Origin of the sequence: Achromobacter sp. MYb9 (assembly GCF_002975275.1) — a bacterium.
Lineage (GTDB): Bacteria > Pseudomonadota > Gammaproteobacteria > Burkholderiales > Burkholderiaceae_B > Achromobacter.
On record NZ_PCOQ01000012.1, the window covers coordinates 137,915 to 154,591 of the forward strand.

At 64.8% G+C, this 16,677-nt stretch carries 14 protein-coding genes; 5 read left to right on the forward strand and 9 right to left on the reverse strand.

Translation table 11 applies throughout. The features are described from left to right. Positions 1–82 precede the first annotated feature (82 nt). A complete protein-coding gene (gene glnH / locus CQ050_RS18330) occupies positions 83–835 on the reverse strand; it encodes a glutamine ABC transporter substrate-binding protein GlnH (RefSeq protein WP_105558259.1) in 753 nt (250 codons plus the stop codon). Between the two features lie 165 nt (positions 836–1,000). On the opposite strand from glnH, the gene CQ050_RS18335 reads away from it, so the two are divergent. Then, on the forward strand, positions 1,001–2,035 hold the full coding sequence (locus tag CQ050_RS18335) for a C45 family peptidase (RefSeq protein WP_105558260.1): 1,035 nt from the start codon (positions 1,001–1,003) through the stop codon (positions 2,033–2,035). Between the two features lie 25 nt (positions 2,036–2,060). On the opposite strand, the gene CQ050_RS18340 is transcribed toward CQ050_RS18335, so the two are convergent. The 3 genes from CQ050_RS18340 to nudC form a co-directional block, all read right to left on the reverse strand. Beyond that, positions 2,061–5,687 carry a hydantoinase B/oxoprolinase family protein gene (locus tag CQ050_RS18340; RefSeq protein ID WP_105558261.1) on the reverse strand — a complete coding sequence of 1,209 codons (3,627 nt, stop codon included), beginning with the start codon at positions 5,685–5,687 and terminating at the stop codon, positions 2,061–2,063. Between the two features lie 78 nt (positions 5,688–5,765). After that, positions 5,766–6,275 carry a winged helix DNA-binding protein gene (locus CQ050_RS18345; protein ID WP_105558262.1) on the reverse strand — a complete coding sequence of 170 codons (510 nt, stop codon included), beginning with the start codon at positions 6,273–6,275 and terminating at the stop codon, positions 5,766–5,768. Between the two features lie 139 nt (positions 6,276–6,414). Continuing rightward, positions 6,415–7,185: an NAD(+) diphosphatase gene (gene nudC, locus CQ050_RS18350; RefSeq protein ID WP_105558263.1), complete on the reverse strand. Its 771-nt coding sequence runs from the start codon at positions 7,183–7,185 to the stop codon at positions 6,415–6,417. Between the two features lie 278 nt (positions 7,186–7,463). Between nudC and CQ050_RS18355 the strand changes: the two genes are divergently transcribed. The 4 genes from CQ050_RS18355 to CQ050_RS18370 all read left to right on the forward strand — a co-directional run bounded on the left by CQ050_RS18355 (position 7,464) and on the right by CQ050_RS18370 (position 11,649). Continuing rightward, positions 7,464–8,438, forward strand: a complete 975-nt coding sequence (locus tag CQ050_RS18355; RefSeq protein WP_105558264.1) for a TRAP transporter substrate-binding protein — start codon at positions 7,464–7,466, stop codon at positions 8,436–8,438. A 7-nt stretch (positions 8,439–8,445) separates the two neighbouring features. Then, positions 8,446–8,946: a TRAP transporter small permease gene (locus CQ050_RS18360; RefSeq protein WP_105558265.1), complete on the forward strand. Its 501-nt coding sequence runs from the start codon at positions 8,446–8,448 to the stop codon at positions 8,944–8,946. After that, the gene (locus CQ050_RS18365) at positions 8,939–10,240 is read left to right on the forward strand and encodes a TRAP transporter large permease (RefSeq protein WP_105558266.1); all 1,302 of its coding nucleotides are present in this window, start codon (positions 8,939–8,941) and stop codon (positions 10,238–10,240) included. The genes CQ050_RS18360 and CQ050_RS18365 overlap by 8 nt, the downstream gene beginning before the upstream one ends. Positions 10,241–10,575: 335 nt before the next feature. After that, positions 10,576–11,649 (forward strand): porin, encoded by a 1,074-nt coding sequence (locus CQ050_RS18370; protein WP_105558267.1) that lies wholly within the window; start codon positions 10,576–10,578, stop codon positions 11,647–11,649. A 79-nt stretch (positions 11,650–11,728) separates the two neighbouring features. Here CQ050_RS18370 and CQ050_RS18375 read toward each other — a convergent pair whose 3' ends face one another. From CQ050_RS18375 to CQ050_RS18395, 5 genes are all read right to left on the reverse strand, one after another. After that, a complete protein-coding gene (locus CQ050_RS18375) occupies positions 11,729–12,535 on the reverse strand; it encodes a putative hydro-lyase (protein WP_105558268.1) in 807 nt (268 codons plus the stop codon). Between the two features lie 37 nt (positions 12,536–12,572). Continuing rightward, complete coding sequence (locus tag CQ050_RS18380; protein ID WP_105558295.1) at positions 12,573–13,922, reverse strand: amidase; 1,350 nt, start codon at positions 13,920–13,922, stop codon at positions 12,573–12,575. A gap of 91 nt (positions 13,923–14,013) precedes the next feature. Continuing rightward, positions 14,014–14,697 carry a DUF2848 domain-containing protein gene (locus CQ050_RS18385; protein WP_105558269.1) on the reverse strand — a complete coding sequence of 228 codons (684 nt, stop codon included), beginning with the start codon at positions 14,695–14,697 and terminating at the stop codon, positions 14,014–14,016. Between the two features lie 71 nt (positions 14,698–14,768). Further along, a complete protein-coding gene (locus CQ050_RS18390; protein WP_105558270.1) occupies positions 14,769–16,052 on the reverse strand; it encodes a TRAP transporter large permease in 1,284 nt (427 codons plus the stop codon). Beyond that, a complete protein-coding gene (locus CQ050_RS18395) occupies positions 16,049–16,669 on the reverse strand; it encodes a TRAP transporter small permease subunit (RefSeq protein ID WP_105558271.1) in 621 nt (206 codons plus the stop codon). Before CQ050_RS18395 ends, CQ050_RS18390 begins: the two co-directional genes overlap by 4 nt. Between the last annotated feature and the right edge of the window lie 8 nt (positions 16,670–16,677).

Here is a 16,677-nt window from a genome sequence, read left to right on the forward strand (position 1 = left end):
CCGCCGGAGCGCGGCGTTCCGGTTGGAACGTCCGGCGCCCTTACTGGCGGGCGGCCCCGAATGCAAAGCGTATGCGCATCGATTACGGCTTTTTACCGAACCACTTTTCGTAGATGGCATCGTACTGGCCGTTGGCCTTCAGGGTGGCCAGCGCCTTGTTCACTTGCGGGACCAGTTCGCTGCCCTTGGGGAAGGCGATGCCGTAGAAGTCGCCGCTCTTGACCGAACCCACCACCTTCACACGGCCCTTGCCGGCCGTATTGGCGTAGTACTGGACGTTTGGCGTGTCGTGCACGGCGGCATCCACGCGGCCCGTGGCCAGTTCAAGATAGGCGTTATCGATGTTGGGGAACAGCTTGAGCTTGGCGTCCGGCACCTGCGCCTTCAGGAAGTCCACCGTGGCGGTGCCCGTCTTGACGGCGACGGTCTTGCCAGACAGCGACTTGGCGTCCTTGATGTCGGTGTTCTTGTCGCCGACCAGAATGGCCAGGCCGCTTTCGTAGTACGGGTCCGAGAAATCGATGACCTTCTTGCGGTCATCGCGGATCGTGATGCCCGCCAGCGCGGCGTCGATGTTCTTCGTTTGCAGGCCGGGAATAATGCCGTTGAAGTCCATCGGCTGCAGCTTGTACTTCAGGTTGAGTTCCTTGGCGACGGCCGCCCAGAGATCAATGTCGAAACCCACATAGGTATTACCCTGCTTGAATTCGAACGGCACGAAAGCGGTATCGGTGGCCACCACCAATTCCTTGCCTTGGGCCTGGGCGCCGGAGACGGCGCCGAACATGGCCACGGACAGGCCGACCAAGGCGGCGGCGACTTTACGTTTGATCATGAAACTCTCCTCTTGGGGACCGTCGGCACCCCGGGGTTGTTGTAGGGGCATGATTCCTGGCTACGCCGGGGTCTCCGGTGCAACGTATTGGGGATCTTAACGCATCCGTCCCCACCGGACAGAGCTTAGAAAAATTACAATCCCCATGACACCCGGAGAATCCCCATGCCCTACAAATATGTACGCATTGCCGGAAATCGGCGTCAGGTTGGACAGGCGCTGGGCAAGCTGGCCCGTCCCCTCATGTCGGTATATTTGAACCAAAGCAGCACCTGGGAAGCCCTGCGGCCCTGGCGCGGGCACGCCTATGTGACCGAACTTGGACAACAGGCGCGCGCGGCGCTGCCGGCGCTTTGGGAAGAACTTGAAGGGCTGGCGGACGGCCTGCGCATGCCGGTCGAAGACGTGCTGCTCTGGAATTGCCGCGGCGACCTGCTCCACAGCACCGGGGACGGCTGCACCTCGGTCGCCCTGAAGGCTGCCGACGGTTCACGCTGGATCGGCCATAACGAAGACGGCGACCCCTATCTGTACGGCCGCTGCCATCTGGTGGATGTCGCGCTGGACGACGCGCCCGGTTATCTCAGCTTCTACTACCCTGGCTCGTTGCCCGGACATACTTTCGGGGCCAACCGGGCCGGTCTGGTGCAGACCATCAACAACCTGCGCACCCGCCAGCGGCATGCCGGCGTGCCGCGCATGTTGCTCGCGCGGGCCGTGCTGGATTGCACGACGCTGGAGCAGGCGACAACCCTGCTTCGCGACCTGCCGCGTGCCGGCGGCTTCCACCATACGTTGGGCAGCGCCACGGACCCGCGCCTGATCAGCGTCGAGGCCACGCCTGGCGGAGTGTCCATCCTGGATGTCGGCACGCGCTACGGACACGCCAACCATATGGTCCACCGCGAAACCCGGGGTCAGCCCCAGGTCGTCACCGAATCATCGCGCGAACGCCAAAACCGCATCGAAGGGATCGTGGACGGCTGGTCGCCCGACACCGGCGGCGCCGACGTGCTGGCCGCCCTGCATGACACGCTGGGCGCGCTGCCCATCCTGCGCACGGATGCCAGGGACCCGGACGGCGAGAACACGCTTGCCACCGCGGTATTTGAAATTCGGGACGACGACGTCGCGCTGCGGGTCTATGACCGCCGGGACAAGGCGGATATCGCATTGGACGTGATGTCCGATCCCGACTGAGCGGGACCGGACATCGGGGCCCGCCTTACGGCGCGCCGTAACCGCCGCCGCCCGGCGTTTCCACGACGAACACATCGCCTGGATGCAGCTGGGCGCTGTCTTGCGGACCAAGCTCCTCGATGGAGCCGTCAACCCGTTCGACCGTATTGCGCCCCATCGCCCCCGGCTGCCCGCCCGCCAGACCGAACGGTGCGAACCGCCGGTTATTGGACAGGATGGCCGCCGTCATGTCTTCCAGGAAGCGGATGCGGCGCACGCCGCCTTCGCCGCCCGGGTAGCGGCCCGCACCGCCTGAGCCCTTGCGGATCTCGTAGGATTCCAGCCGCACGGGGAAACGGAACTCCAGCACTTCGGGATCCGTCAGGCGCGAATTGGTCATGTGCGCCTGCACCACGGACGTGCCCGCGAAGCCCTCGTCGTGCGGGCCCGCGGCATCGATGCGCACCGGCCCGGCGCCGGTGCCGCCCGAGATGGTCTCGTAGTACTGATGGCGGGCATTGCCGAACGTGAAGTTGTTCATCGTGCCCTGGCTGGCTGCCAGCACGCCCAGCGCGCCGTACAGCGCGTTGACGATGCACATGGAGGTCTCGACGTTGCCCGCCACCACCGAGGCCGGCGGATTCGGGCGCAGCATCGAACCTTCCGGCACGATGATCGACAGTGGCACGAGGCAGCCATCGTTCAACGGGATATCGTCGTTGACCAGGGTGCGGAACACATACAACACCGCCGCCACGGCGATCGCGCCCGGCGCATTGAAGTTGTTGTCCAACTGCGCCGACGTGCCGGTGAAGTCCACCACCGCGGTGCGCGCAGCGGTATCCACCTTCACGGCCACGCGGATGACCGCGCCGTTGTCCAGCGGGTATTCGTAGCTGCCGTCCTTCAGCACCGAAATCACGCGGCGCACCGCCTCTTCGGCGTTGTCCTGCACGTGACCCATATAGGCGCGCACGACATCCAGGCCGAAATGGTCGCACATGCGCAGCAGCTCCTGCACGCCCTTTTCATTGGCCGCGATCTGCGCATGCATGTCGGCGATGTTCTGGTCCGGATTGCGCGCGGGCCAGCGGCCGGAACCCAGGATGTCGCGGGCGGCCTGTTCACGGAACTCGCCGTTCTTCACCAATTGGAAGTTGGTGAACAACACGCCCTCGTCTTCCACCGTCTTGGAGTCTGGCGGCATCGAGCCCGGCGTGGTGCCGCCGATGTCGGCGTGGTGGCCACGCGACCCGACATAGAACAGAATCTGGCGTCCGTCGTGATCAAACACCGGCGTGATGACCGTGACGTCGGGCAAGTGCGTGCCGCCATGGTAGGGGTCATTCACCACATACGCGTCGCCCGGCATCATGCGGCCCGCATTCGCGTTCATGACCGTGCGCACGGATTCGCCCATCGACCCCAGGTGCACGGGCATGTGGGGTGCATTGGCGATCAGGCGGGCCTGCGCGTCGAAAATGGCGCAGGAGAAATCCAGGCGTTCCTTGATGTTGACCGAATACGCGGTGTTCTGCAGCCGATAGCCCATCTGCTCGGCGATCGACATGAACAGGTTGTTGAATACTTCGAGCATGACCGGGTCGGCCTGCGTGCCAACCACGCGGCGTTCCTGGCGGACTTCCTCGCGACGGATCACGAAGTGGTCCTGCAACGTCAATTCCGCCTGCCAGCCGGGTTCGACCACCGTGGTCTGGTTGGGCTCGGAGATGATGGCGGGGCCCGCCACCACGTCGCCGCCCGCCATGTCTTCGCGGACATACAGGGGCGTGTCGCGCCAGGCGCCCGCACTGTACATGCCGACCACGCGGCGCGGCGCCAGCGCGCCCTCGCGCGTGCGCGACACGGCCGCTTCGCCAACGCGTTCGCCGCCACCCGTGGCTTCCACCGAAATGGTCTCGACCACCAGTTCGCGGTTCGGCATCAGGAAGGAATAGCGCTGCCGGTACGCCGCTTCAAAATCGCTGCGCGCCTGATCCAGGTCCGAAAACGCCACTTCCAATGCCGTGTCGGTGCCGCGGTACTTCAGGTGCAGGCGGCGCTGCACGCTGATGTCGCCCTCCGGCACGTGCTGGCGGCGCAACTCGCCCACCGCTTGCGAGGCCAGCTCATCCAGCTCGTCTTTCACCTGGCCCATCAGACTGGCGTCCAACACTTTTTCGACGGTCTTCTGGCGCATGTCCGTCTGATCGGCCAGCCCCATGCCGTAGGCCGACAGCACGCCGCCCAGCGGGTGTGCGAAGACCGTCGTCATGCCCAGGGCATCGGCCACCAGGCAGGCATGCTGGCCGCCAGCGCCGCCGAATACGGTCAGCGCATATTCCGTCACGTCGTGGCCGCGCTGCACTGAAATGCGCTTGATGGCTTCCGCCATGTTGCCCACGGCGATTTCGAGAAAGCCCTCGGCCAGTTGCTCTGGCGTCATCTCTCGACCCGTCGCCGCGCGCACCTCGTCCGACATGGCGGTGAAGCGGTCCACCACGGCGTCGCGGTCCAGCGCTTCATTGGCGTCGGGACCGAAAACCTTGGGAAAGAAGTCGGGCTGGATCTTGCCCAGCAGCACGTTGCAGTCCGTCACGGCCAGCGGGCCGCCCCGGCGATAGCAGGCAGGCCCGGGGTTGGCGCCAGCCGAATCGGGGCCGACGCGCAAACGCGCACCGTCGAAATGCAGGATCGAGCCGCCGCCCGCCGCCACCGTGTGGATGCTCATCATCGGAGCGCGCATGCGCACGCCCGCGACCTGCGTTTCGAATTCCCGCTCGAACTCGCCGGCATAGTGGGACACGTCGGTCGAGGTGCCGCCCATGTCGAAGCCGATCACTTTCGGGAAACCGGCGATTTCGCTGGTGCGCACCATGCCGACGATGCCGCCGGCCGGCCCGGACAGGATGGCGTCCTTGCCGCGGAAGCGGTGCGCGTCGGTCAGGCCGCCGCTGGATTGCATGAACATCAGGCGGATGCCCGGCAATTCGCCGGCCACCTGGTCCACGTAGCGCTTCAAGATCGGCGACAGGTAGGCGTCCACCACCGTGGTGTCGCCGCGCGACACGAACTTGATCAGCGGGCTGACCTCGTGCGAAGCCGATACCTGCGTGAACCCGATCTCGCTCGCGATGCGAGCGGCACGCTGCTCGTGCCCGGTGGCGTGCCAGGCGTGCATGAAGACGATGGCAACGGCGCGAATGCCGCTATCGAAGGCGGCTTGCATGCTTTGGCGCAGGCCTGCTTCGTCAAGGTCGCGAATGACCTCGCCGTCCGCCGCCACGCGCTCGTCGGCCTCGACGACCGACTCGTACAGCATTTCGGGCAGCATGACGTTGCGGTCGAACAGCCGCGGCCGGTTCTGGTAGGCAATGCGAAGACCATCGCGGAAGCCGCGCGTCGTCACCAGCAAGGTGCGCTCGCCTTTGCGTTCCAGCAAGGCGTTGGTCGCAACGGTGGTACCCATCTTCACGCAGTCGACCTGCTCGACAGGCACCGGCTGCCCGGGCGCCACGCCCAGCAGCTTGCGGATGCCCGCGACCGCCGCGTCACGATACTGCTCGGGATTCTCCGACAGCATCTTCGCGGTGGTGGTGGTGCCATCGGGGCGCCGCGCCACGATGTCGGTAAAGGTGCCCCCACGATCAATCCAGAATTGCCACTTCTTCATACATGTCCTTGAAAACGAACGGCCGCGGCGCGTAAGCCGCGGTCGGAGTGCAGGTGACGGGGCGTGCCCGAAAGGGAATCAGAGAGAGGTTGCCGCCCGGGCCGCCTGGTCGTACAGGCCGGACAACGCGCGCAGCGTGTGCGCCAGCTGCCGGCTGAATTCCAGCCCGCCCCCGCCCGGCGCATCGAGGCCGGCGGTCAGGCATTGTTCGCGGATCTCGCCGTAGCGCTTGATGATCGCCGCGCCTTCCGGCGTGACGCTATAGAACACTTCCTTGCTGCTGCGCTGGCCTTGCACCACGCCAAGGCGATCCAGCTTCTTCAGCGCGTAGCTGACGATATGCGTGTCTTCGACATTGAGCGTGAAGCAGATGTCGGCCAGCTTCTTGGGACGCTGCCGGTGGTAGACATGGTGAAAGACCATGACGTCCGTGGGCGTCAGTTCCGGCAGGCCGGCCGCCGCCATGCAGCGCACCGTCCACCGGTCGAAGGCGTGGCTGGCGATCATCAGCCCGAACTCGACTTCGGACAGATCGGGCGCGCTGCCGTCGGCAAGATGGGACGACGACGCGATCAGAGAAGAGCTCATGGAAGGCGCTAGCCAAGTTGATCTGATCGAAATACTAATAATTTATGGATAGTTCATCCATAAAAAATAACCATCAGACGACAGGAAACCCCCATTTCGAGGGAAATCCCCTAGCGTTTTACCCAGCAAATTCGGGAATTCAGGGGGCAGACCAGCCCATTGGCAGGTTGGCTCGGATCAGCCAGCCCGCAATCGAAATACGGGGCGCGATGTCGGGCATGGCGTCCCCCGGGCCGAACCAGCGGGCATCGGCGATCTCGTCTTCTTGCACCCGGATATCGCCCGACACGTAGTCGGCCGTGAAGGCGACCATCAGCGAATGCGGGAACGGCCAGGGCTGGCTGCCGAAATACTGCAGGTTGCCGACCTTCAGGCCGACTTCTTCGAAGACCTCGCGGTGCACGGTCTGTTCGATGCTCTCGCCCGGTTCGACGAACCCGGCCAAGGCGGTGTAGCGGGACGTGGCCGTGGTGGTGTGGCGCGCCAGCAGGATGCTGTCGCCCTTGCGGATCAGCACCATCATCGCAGGCGAAATGCGCGGATACGCCGAGAAACCGCAGGACGGGCAGCGAAGGCAGAATTCGTGCGCGACCCGTTCGGCTGGCGTGCCGCAGACACCACAGAACCGGTGCGTGCGCGCCCATTCCGCGATCTGGTAGGCCCGGCCCGCCAGCGCCATGCGTTCGTCGTCCAGCACCCCGAACAAGGAACGCAGCTTCTTGAAGGCGTAGCCCTCGGGCGCTTCCAGCCCCGGGTCCACATGAATCGTGCGGTACGGCGATGCGGGCGTGATCCAGACTGGCTGCAAGGCGGCGGGCGCCAGGCCGATGCGCTCACACAGCGCCATATCCGGCAGCACGCTGGACGTTTCTTGAACCAGCAATTCATCACGGCGAAATACGAAATTCACACGGGCCTCTGCACTACGTTTTCGATCTTGCAATCTTAGAAGAAAAACGGGTCCCTGGATGCGTGGCGACGCCGCGACGCAAAAAGATTCAACCTTCAACGATAGCGGGTCCGTCAGCCTAGGATTAACCCGTAAAACCCCTTTTTTTGTGCGCGATGTTGCCCCGCAGCACCCTAGAATGGCACGGCTTTCAAGCCGCGCCACAACGGCGCGGCCATCTCTTTCGCAATGCCTATCGGGCACAACCCGTCTTCATCATTCGCAAAGAAGGACCACTCATGTACAAGAAAATCTCGCTGCTGGCTGGCAGCATCATCCTGGCGTTCAGCGCGGGCGCACAGGCGCAAACGAAGTGGGACCTGCCCAGCGCCTACCCGGCCAGCAACTTCCACGTGGAAAACCTGACGACGTTCATCAAGGACGTCGACACCCTGTCGCAAGGCAAGCTGAAGATCCAGCTGCACAACAACGCGTCGCTGTACAAGGCCCCAGAAATCAAGCGCGCCGTGCAAGGCAACCAGGCGCAAATCGGCGAAATCCTGCTGACCAACTTCGCCAACGAAGACCCGATCTACGAACTGGACGGCCTGCCCTTCCTGGCCACCGGCTATGACGCGTCGTTCAAGCTGTACCAGGCGCAGAAACCGTTCCTGGAAAAAAAGCTGGCTTCTCAGGGCATGACCCTGCTGTACGCCGTGGCATGGCCGCCCCAGGGCATCTTCGCCAACCGCGACATCAAGCAGATCAACGACATGAAGGGCCTGAAGTGGCGCGCATACAGCCCGGTCACGGCCAAGATCGCCGAACTGGTTGGCGCGCAACCGGTCACGGTGCAACAAGCTGAACTGGCGCAGGCGCTGGCCACCGGCGTGATCGATTCGTACATGTCGTCGGCATCCACCGGCTACGACACCAAGACCTACGAATACATCAAGAAGTTCTACGACACGCAAGCCTGGCTGCCCAAGAACGCCATCATCGTGAACAAGAAGGCTTTCGACGCGCTGGATCCGGCCACGCAGGATGCCTTGAAGAAGGCCGCCGCCCAAGCCGAAGAACGCGGCTGGAAGCTGTCGCAGGAAAAGAACAAGTGGTATCAGGCGGAACTGGCCAAGAACGGCATGGAAACCATCAAGCCCACGGTCGAGCTGAAGGAAGGCCTGTCGGTGATCGGCAAACGCATGCTGGATGACTGGCTGAAGAAGGCAGGCGCCGACGGCCAAGCCATGATCGACGCCTACAAGAAGCAGTGATAGTTCCATGCGCCGCTTTCTAGATGGTCTTTACGGCGCGGCCGGCCTGTTGGCCGGCTTGTGCACAATCGGCGTGCTGGTGTCGGTGCTGGCGGCGATCATCGCCCGCCAGCTCAGCTTCAATATCCCGGGCACCGACGCCTACGCCGGCTACTTCATGGCCGCGGCGGGTTTCCTGGCACTGGCCAGCACGTTCAAGCACGGCGAACACATCCGCGTGACGCTGCTGTTGAATTCGCTGGCCCCCGCCCCCAGCCGCCGCCTGGATATTTTCGCGCTGGTCGTCGGTTGCCTGCTGGCCGCCGCCTTCGCGTTCTTCAGCGTCAAGTTGACCTACGACTCCTGGCAGTTCCAAGACATCTCCACGTCCAACGACGCCACCCCGCTCTGGATCCCGCAGATCTCCATGGCGGTGGGCACGATCCTGTTCCTGGTCGCCCTTCTTGACGAGCTGGTCCGCCGTACACGCGGCCTGCCCGCCGCTTCTTCGCAGCAAACCCATGAATGAACTTCTTGTCATTACCCTATTGGTCGTCTCGATCTTCGTGCTGTTGGGCTGCGGGGTCTGGGTCGGCCTGACGCTGGCGGGCACGGCCTGGATCGGGATGGAGATCTTTTCCAGCCGGCCGGCGGGCGACGCCATGGCTGTCACCATCTGGGGCGCTTCGTCCAGCTGGACGCTGACCGCCCTGCCGCTGTTCTTGTGGATGGGGGAAATCCTGTTCCGCACCCGACTGTCCGAGGATCTGTTCAAGGGCCTGGCCCCGTGGTTGAACCGGTTGCCCGGCCGGCTGCTGCACACGAACGTGATCGGTTGCGCCATCTTCGCCGCCGTGTCGGGATCATCGGCCGCCACCTGCGCCACCGTCGGCAAGATGACGATTCCCGAACTGACCCGCCGCGGCTACCCGGAAGACAAGATCCTGGGCACGCTGTCCGGCGCCGGCACATTGGGCCTGCTGATCCCGCCGTCCATCATCATGATCGTCTACGGCGTGGCGGCGGACGTCTCCATCGCCAAGCTGTTCATCGCCGGCATCTTTCCGGGCGCCATGCTGGCCCTGCTGTTCATGGGCTACATCGCCTGGTGGGCGATCCGCAACCCCGACCAAGTCCCCGCGGCCGACCCGGGCCTGACGTTCATGCAGAAACTGTCGCGGTCGCGCCACCTCATCCCCGTGATGCTGCTGATCGGCGCGGTGCTGGGTTCGATCTACTCCGGCATCGCCACGGCCACGGAAGCGGCCGCGGTAGGCGTCGTGGGCGCGTTGATCCTGTCTGGGCTGCAGGGCTCGCTGACGCGCGCCACGTTCAAGCAATCGCTACTGGGCGCCACGCGCCTGTACTGCATGATCGCGCTGATCCTGGCGGGCGCGCAGTTTCTGACCCTGGCCATGGGCTACATCGGCCTGCCGCGCGCACTGGCGGAATGGATTGGCGGATTGGGCCTGTCGCAATTCGGCCTGATCATGGCGTTGATGGTGTTCTTCGTCGTGCTCGGCTGCTTCCTGGACGGCATTTCGATCGTGGTGCTGACCATGGGCGTGCTGCTGCCGACGGTGCAAGCCGCCGGAATCGACCTGATCTGGTTCGGCATCTTCATCGTTTTCGTGGTGGAAATGGCACAGATCACGCCGCCGGTGGGCTTCAACCTGTTCGTGCTGTCGGGCATGAGCGGGCGGGAACTGCCTTACATCGCCCGCGCCTCGCTGCCGATGTTCTTCCTGATGATCCTGGCGGTCCTGCTGCTCTATGCCATCCCTGGCATCGCGACGTGGCTGCCACTGCACATGACCTTGTAAATCGTCATGGCTCTGCTGAAACCCCGTTCTTCGAACGGGGTTTTTTTTGGGGACGATCCGGCGATGGTTCCCCGCGCCTCCTGTTTTCGAATTCTGTAAACCAGGGAAAACGCCGAAAAAAAAGTGGCCCTATACAACCGGTAACTTTTTTAGAATCCCCTGGCGCTTACACGTTGCACCAATGTGGCGCAGTCATACCTTTCGGGCCAACGCTCCGGACCCGCGCTTACTCAAAGCGTCGGTGCCGCGGCCCGGCGTCAGACGATCCGCCCGGCGCAACACACCCGGCCACAAGCCCGGTGCAATCAAAAACAGCTACACAGGAGGAGTCCTCAGTGAAACGCATCACCCTATCCCTCGCCCTCGCGGGCCTTGGCCTGGCCGCCGGCTCGGCTTCGGCTGAAACCAGCGTCACCCTGTACGGCATCGCCGACGTCAGCATCCGCTACCTGAACACCAGCGCCGGCAGCGTTGGCCAGGAAGGCAGCCGCGTCTCGATGGAGAACGGCGCCATTTCGAACAGCCGCTGGGGCCTGCGTGGCTCGGAAGACCTGGGCAACGGCAACCGTGCCTTCTTCCGCCTGGAAAACGGCTTCAACCTGCAGAACGGCAATTCGTCGGCGTCCGGCAAGACGTTCGGCCGCCTGGCCTACGTGGGCCTTGATGGCGGCAGCATCGGCCAATTGACCCTGGGTCTGCAAAACACCCCGATGCACGATCTGCTGGCCGACTACTTCGACCCGCTGACCATCGGCAACTACGACCAGAACGCCTGGATGCCCGCCGCCATGGGCCGCGTGCGTACCAACAACATGACCAAGTACGCCAACACCATTGGCGACTTGTCCGTGGCGCTGTCGTGGGCCAACGGCGAAAGCTGGGAAGACCACAAGGCCGGCCAGCAGTATGGCGCCAGCCTGCGCTACATGGTTGGCAAGCTGGGCCTGGGCGCCGCCTATCAGCAGACCTTCGACGGCACCGATTCCGATCTGCGCCAGCGTGTCTGGAACTTGAACGCGTCCTACCAATTCGACAGCGCCAAGATCTTCGCCGGCTACTACAACGGCCGCGACGAAACGGGCTGGGTCAACGCCGTCATGGGCGGCACCACCACCGCCTCGGGGCTGGACCGCAAGGACAACGGCTACTTCGCCGGCGTGACCTGGCAAGCCACCCCGCGTTGGGCCATCACCGGCGCCGGCTACTACGACCAGAGCAAGAACGTGGTCACGGAAGGCGACAAGGGCAAGCGCTACGCGCTGGTCGCGGTGGCGGAATACGCGCTGTCCAAGCGTTCGCAAGTCTACGGCACCGTGGACTGGAACAAGGTCAGCGACGCCGCCAGCGGCGAAATCGCCGGCAAGAGCAATCAGGTCGGCGCGGCAGTGGGCTTCCGCCATATTTTCTAAAGCCTGACTGCCTTGCGGCCCGCGCCTGGGCCGCATGGAAAAAAGCCCATCGCGACAAGGCGATGGGCTTTTTGTTTGTCTACAGCATCGCCATGCGGCTGTTGACGAGGTCGGTCACCAGCATATGCCCCGGCGCATGCGTGATGCAGAACTCGGGCCGCACCGACGCGACCACGGACTGGGGCGTCACGCCGCAAGCCCAGAACACCGGCATTTCGCCGGGCCGGATCTCGACGGCATCACCGTAGTCCGGCCGATCGATATTCGAAATACCGATCAGCGACGGGTCCCCGATGTGCACGGGAGCACCGTGCACGGAGGGAAAGCGCGAGGTCACCTGGATGGCGCGGATCGCGTCCGCCGCTTTCAACGGCCGCATGGAAACCACCAAGGGCCCGCCAAATACGCCGGCGGGATGGGTGGGGATGTTGGTGCGGTACATGGGCACATTGCAGCCCTGCTCGATGTGGCGCACGGGCAGGCCGTTATCCAGCATCGCCTCTTCGAACGAAAACGAGCAACCGATCAGGAACGACACGAGGTCATCGCGCCAGTAATCGCGCACGTCCGTGGGTTCGGCGACCAATTCCCCGTCCTTCCAGACTCGATAGCGCGGAATGTCGGTTCGGATATCGATGTCCACGCCCAATTCGGGCAACGCCGGGTCGCCCGGTTCGGACATGGCCAGCAAAGGACAAGGCTTGGGATTGCGTTGGCAGAAGTGCAGGAACTGGGCCGCCAATGCGCGCGGCAGAATCGCCAGATTCGCCTGCACATGCCCCGGGGCAAGATTGGCGGTCGGGCCGGTCAGTTTCCCGCTGCGCGCCGCCAGGCGCGCCTCGCGGGCTAGCTCGACACGGTTACGTACTACGTCGGCGGGCGCCATGGAGATCCTCTCGATGCAAGGGTGAAATGGCAGCCGCTCAGCGGTCGGCCAGCAGCGTTTCAACCGACAGGCCGATCGCCAGGATACGGCGGTCGGCGCCGTTGCTGCCCGCGATCATCAAGCCCACCGGCGCCGTGCCTGCGGCATGGCACGGCAGCGACAACGCGCAGCCATCCAGGAAGTTGATCAGCGTGGGATTGCGCAGGATCAGGCCGTTGGCCGCGTAATAGGCCTCGTCGGAAGCCGACAGGTCAGCCACCGCGGGCGCGACGATGGGCGTGGTGGGCATGATCAGGGCGTCGTAGCCGGCGATGCGGTGGTCAACGGCGGCCACCCAGGCCTCGCGGGCGTCCAGCAGGTCAAGGTAGTCGGCGGCGGACATGTCCTGCCCGCGCATGATGCGCGACACCACGCGCGGGTCGTAGCGCTTGCCGGCGCGGGCGATCAGGTCGCGATGCCAGGCCCAGGCTTCGGCGGCGGTGAAGCCGCCCTTGCTGTTGATGCTGCCCATTTCCGCGAATTCGGGGATGGCAATTTCGTCGACCAGCGCGCCGGCGTCTTTCAAACGCGCCACGGTGGCCGCGAACGTGTCGGCGACGTGCTTTTCCATGGCGTCCAGCGCCAACGTCGTTGGCACGGCCAGCCGCAGACCGCGCAGCGGCAGCGCATCCGGCACCGGACCGCCGTCGCCGGACAAGATGGCGTCCAGCTCGGCGCAGCAGCGCACGCTGGCGGCGATGGGGCCGATGGAGTCCAGGTTGGCGGACAACGGCAGCACGCCCGTCATCGACACGCGCCAGGCGCTGGGCTTGAAGCCGGTCAGGCCGCACAGCGCCGCGGGAATGCGCACGGAGCCACCGGTATCGGAACCGATGCCGGCAACCGCCATGCCGTCGGCCACGGACACCGCGGCGCCGGAGGACGAGCCACCGGGGATGCGGCCGGTCTTGCGGTCGTACGGGTTCAGCGGCGTGCCGTAATGCGGATTGATGCCCAGGCCCGAATACGCGAATTCGGTCATGTTGGTGCGGCCGATGATGACGGCACCGGCCGCGATCAGGCGCTGGACGACTTCGGCGTTCTCGTCGGCCGCCGGTTCGCCTTCGCGCGCCACCGAGCCGGCCATCGTGGTTTCGCCTTCGATGTCGAACAAGTCCTTGATGCTGATGGGCAAGCCTTCCACCGCCGACCGGACGATGCCGGCCGCGCGCAACGTGTCGGACGCGCGCGCCTGCGCCAGCGCCGATTCGGCATACAGCTTCGTGAACACGCGGGCGCCCTCGCCCGCCTCGTCGCGGGCGCGGGCCAGGGCCGCTTCAGTCAGTTGCACCGCGCTGGTGCGGCCCTCGCGCAGGGCCAAGCTCAGTTCATTCAAGGTCGAAGCCATCATTGTCCTAGTGCCGCCTTGCGGCAAAAAAGTGCGAACAGGCGCAGCCTTCCGGGGCGCGCCTGACGGTCAATGCCGTGCGAAACCGGAATCAGGCCACCACAGGCAGCGATTCAACATGATAACGGTGGCGCAGCGTGCGCTGGCGGCGCGGATCGAAGAGTTCCATGGTGAAGTCCGCGGCAGCGCGGATGCCGCCGATGGCACCCACCGTGCCGCAGGTCATGCCCGCGCCTTGCGGCAGCACGGCCGCGCCGCCGGTGTAGCCGGCGATCAGGTCTTGCGGCGTGCGCAGCGTGGACAGCGGGCCTTCCTGGTACAGCACTTTTTCGCCGTTCTCGACGATGTAGGAACGGATGACGAGTTCATCCCAGTAGTCGGCCACGTCGGCCAGACGCCAGGCCGTGGTCGCCACGGGCTTCACGCAGACCTGCTTGGACATGGCCACGCTGACCGTCTCCAGCTTGCGGTCGGTGTGGTCGGACGCGATGCTGACGTACATCTCGCCGTCCACGGCGAACACGAAGGTTTCGACCTCGCCCGAGGAATCTTCGCCCACGGCCTGCACGCTTTCCGCCTGGGTCAGCTGATTGTCGGCGATGCGGTAGTACAGCGGCACGCTGGTCGGGCGCGGCACGCCGATGGCGGCCAGCTCTTCGATGTGGTGCTCGATGGCAGCCAAGTCGCGCCCGGCCCAGCCGGCCACGATCAGGGTGTTGAAGTCCACTTCCACTTGGCGGGGATTGGCGTCGTCGATGTTGAATACGGCTTTCATATCAGTCCTGCGAAATCAAAGGGTGGAATCGGGGCGGCCCTGGACGGGCCGCCGCCGCAACGGATAAGGAATCATCCAAAAGCGCGCGGTAGCCACAGCGCCAGGTCGGGCCAGAACGCCAGCAGGGCCAGCATCACGAACATGGCGGCCACGAACGGCAGGCTGCCGACGATGACCGCGCTCATGGAGCCCGCCTTGCGCAGGCTTTGCACCACGAACAGGTTCAGTCCGACGGGCGGCGTGATCAGGGCGGCCTCGACCAGGATGATGATCACGATGCCCAGCCAGATCGGGTCGTACCCCAGGGCGATCATGATGGGCGCGACGATCGGGATCGTCGTGATCATCATGGACAGCGTTTCCATGAAGCAGCCCAGCACCAGGTAGAAAATCACCACGATCAGCAGCATCCAGCCCGGCGACAGGCCCAGGCCGGTGATCGACTTGGTCAGCGCGTCGGTCAGCCCGGTGGCCGACATGACGAAGTTCAGGAAGCTGGCCGCGATGACGATCAGCATGATCATCGCCGTGGAACGCATCGTGCCTTCCAGCACTTCGCGCAGCATCGACCACGTCAGGCGGCGGAACCAGGCCGCCAGGATGAACGCGCCCAGCACGCCAAGCGCGGCGGCTTCCGTCGGCGTGGCCAGGCCCGCGTAGATGGAGCCCACCACCAGGAAGAAGATGCCCATGGGCGGCGCCAGGTGCACCAGGCTGGCGAAGCGCTGGCCCCAGGTGGCGTGGATCTTCTTGCCCCCCCACGACGGCTTGGCCACGCAGGCGATCACGACCGTCAGCATGAACAAGGCGGCCATCGCGAAGCCGGGGATGATGCCGGCCAGGTACAGCTTGGGCACCGACGAATTCGTCAGCACGCCATAGATGACCAGGTTGATCGAGGGCGGGATCAGGATGCCCAGCGTGCCGCCGGCGGCCAGGCTGCCCAGGAACAGCGGCTCGTTGTAGCCGTATTTGCGGATCTGCGGAATGGCGACCGTGCCGACGGTGGCCGCGGTGGCCACGCTGGAGCCGGACGTGGCCGAGAACAAGGTGGACGCGCCGATGTTGGCGTGCATCAGCCCGCCCGGCAGCCACGACAGCCACAGGCTCATCGCGCCGTACATGCGTTCGGCGAACCCTGCGCGCAGCAGCACTTCGCCCAGCATGATGAACAGCGGGATCGCCACCAGCAGGAACTCGTTGTTCGAGCTCCAGGAGATTTCGCCGATGGCGCGCGACAGCGGCAGCATCGAGAACAGCGGATCCAGAATCAGGCCCAGCACGCCAAGCGCCGCGCCCACCGGGATGGACAGGCCGATCAGCACCAGCAATAAGGTCAATGCGGTGGAAATCATGCGGCCTCTCCCTTCACCATGCGCTCGCCCGCGGCGGCTTCTTCGTCAGCCTCTTCCTGCGCCGAACGCACGCCGCAGATCTGCTTGACCAGTTCGATATCGCCCGTGACCAGCGCGGCGGAGGCGCGCGCCAGCATCAGGGCGACCGTAATGCACATCCAGGCCAGGCCCAGCAGCCACAGCCCCTGCGGAATCCACAGCGGCGTGGCCAGCGGCGTGTTGGCCGCGGATTTCTGCGCCCATGAGGTCTGCACCACCTCGTAGGCGTAGTACGTCAGGAACACCATGAAGACGGCCATCGCCACCATGGAGATCCAGTCCAGCACGGCGGACAGCCGCACGGGCAGGTATTGGTAGAGCACATCGACGCGCACGTTCGCGCGCTGCAGCGTGGCGAACGCCAGCGCCCACGACGTGCTGATGGCGAAGGCGTAGCTGGACAGCTCGTCCGCGCCGCCGGTCGTGAAGCCCAGGAATTTGCGCGCCAGGACGTCAAAGGAGATCAGCAGCACGCTGGCCACCGTCAAGGCGCCGCCGGCCCACACGGCGGCCCGAGAAAAACGCTCGGCGCGCCGCAACAGGCCGCCCAGCAGGCGGAAATGTTCGGTTTGGGTCATGGATGAAA

Excerpts from the sequence above, each read along its gene's own strand:
- glnH (WP_105558259.1), bottom strand. The coding sequence starts at position 835 with ATGATCAAACGTAAAGTCGCCGCCGCCTTGGTCGGCCTGTCCGTGGCC.
- CQ050_RS18335 (WP_105558260.1), top strand. The coding sequence starts at position 1,001 with ATGCCCTACAAATATGTACGCATTGCCGGAAATCGGCGTCAGGTTGGA.
- CQ050_RS18340 (WP_105558261.1), bottom strand. The coding sequence starts at position 5,687 with ATGAAGAAGTGGCAATTCTGGATTGATCGTGGGGGCACCTTTACCGAC.
- CQ050_RS18345 (WP_105558262.1), bottom strand. The coding sequence starts at position 6,275 with ATGAGCTCTTCTCTGATCGCGTCGTCGTCCCATCTTGCCGACGGCAGC.
- CQ050_RS18355 (WP_105558264.1), top strand. The coding sequence starts at position 7,464 with ATGTACAAGAAAATCTCGCTGCTGGCTGGCAGCATCATCCTGGCGTTC.
- CQ050_RS18360 (WP_105558265.1), top strand. The coding sequence starts at position 8,446 with ATGCGCCGCTTTCTAGATGGTCTTTACGGCGCGGCCGGCCTGTTGGCC.
- CQ050_RS18365 (WP_105558266.1), top strand. The coding sequence starts at position 8,939 with ATGAATGAACTTCTTGTCATTACCCTATTGGTCGTCTCGATCTTCGTG.
- CQ050_RS18375 (WP_105558268.1), bottom strand. The coding sequence starts at position 12,535 with ATGGCGCCCGCCGACGTAGTACGTAACCGTGTCGAGCTAGCCCGCGAG.
- CQ050_RS18380 (WP_105558295.1), bottom strand. The coding sequence starts at position 13,922 with ATGGCTTCGACCTTGAATGAACTGAGCTTGGCCCTGCGCGAGGGCCGC.
- CQ050_RS18385 (WP_105558269.1), bottom strand. The coding sequence starts at position 14,697 with ATGAAAGCCGTATTCAACATCGACGACGCCAATCCCCGCCAAGTGGAA.
- CQ050_RS18390 (WP_105558270.1), bottom strand. The coding sequence starts at position 16,052 with ATGATTTCCACCGCATTGACCTTATTGCTGGTGCTGATCGGCCTGTCC.
- CQ050_RS18395 (WP_105558271.1), bottom strand. The coding sequence starts at position 16,669 with ATGACCCAAACCGAACATTTCCGCCTGCTGGGCGGCCTGTTGCGGCGC.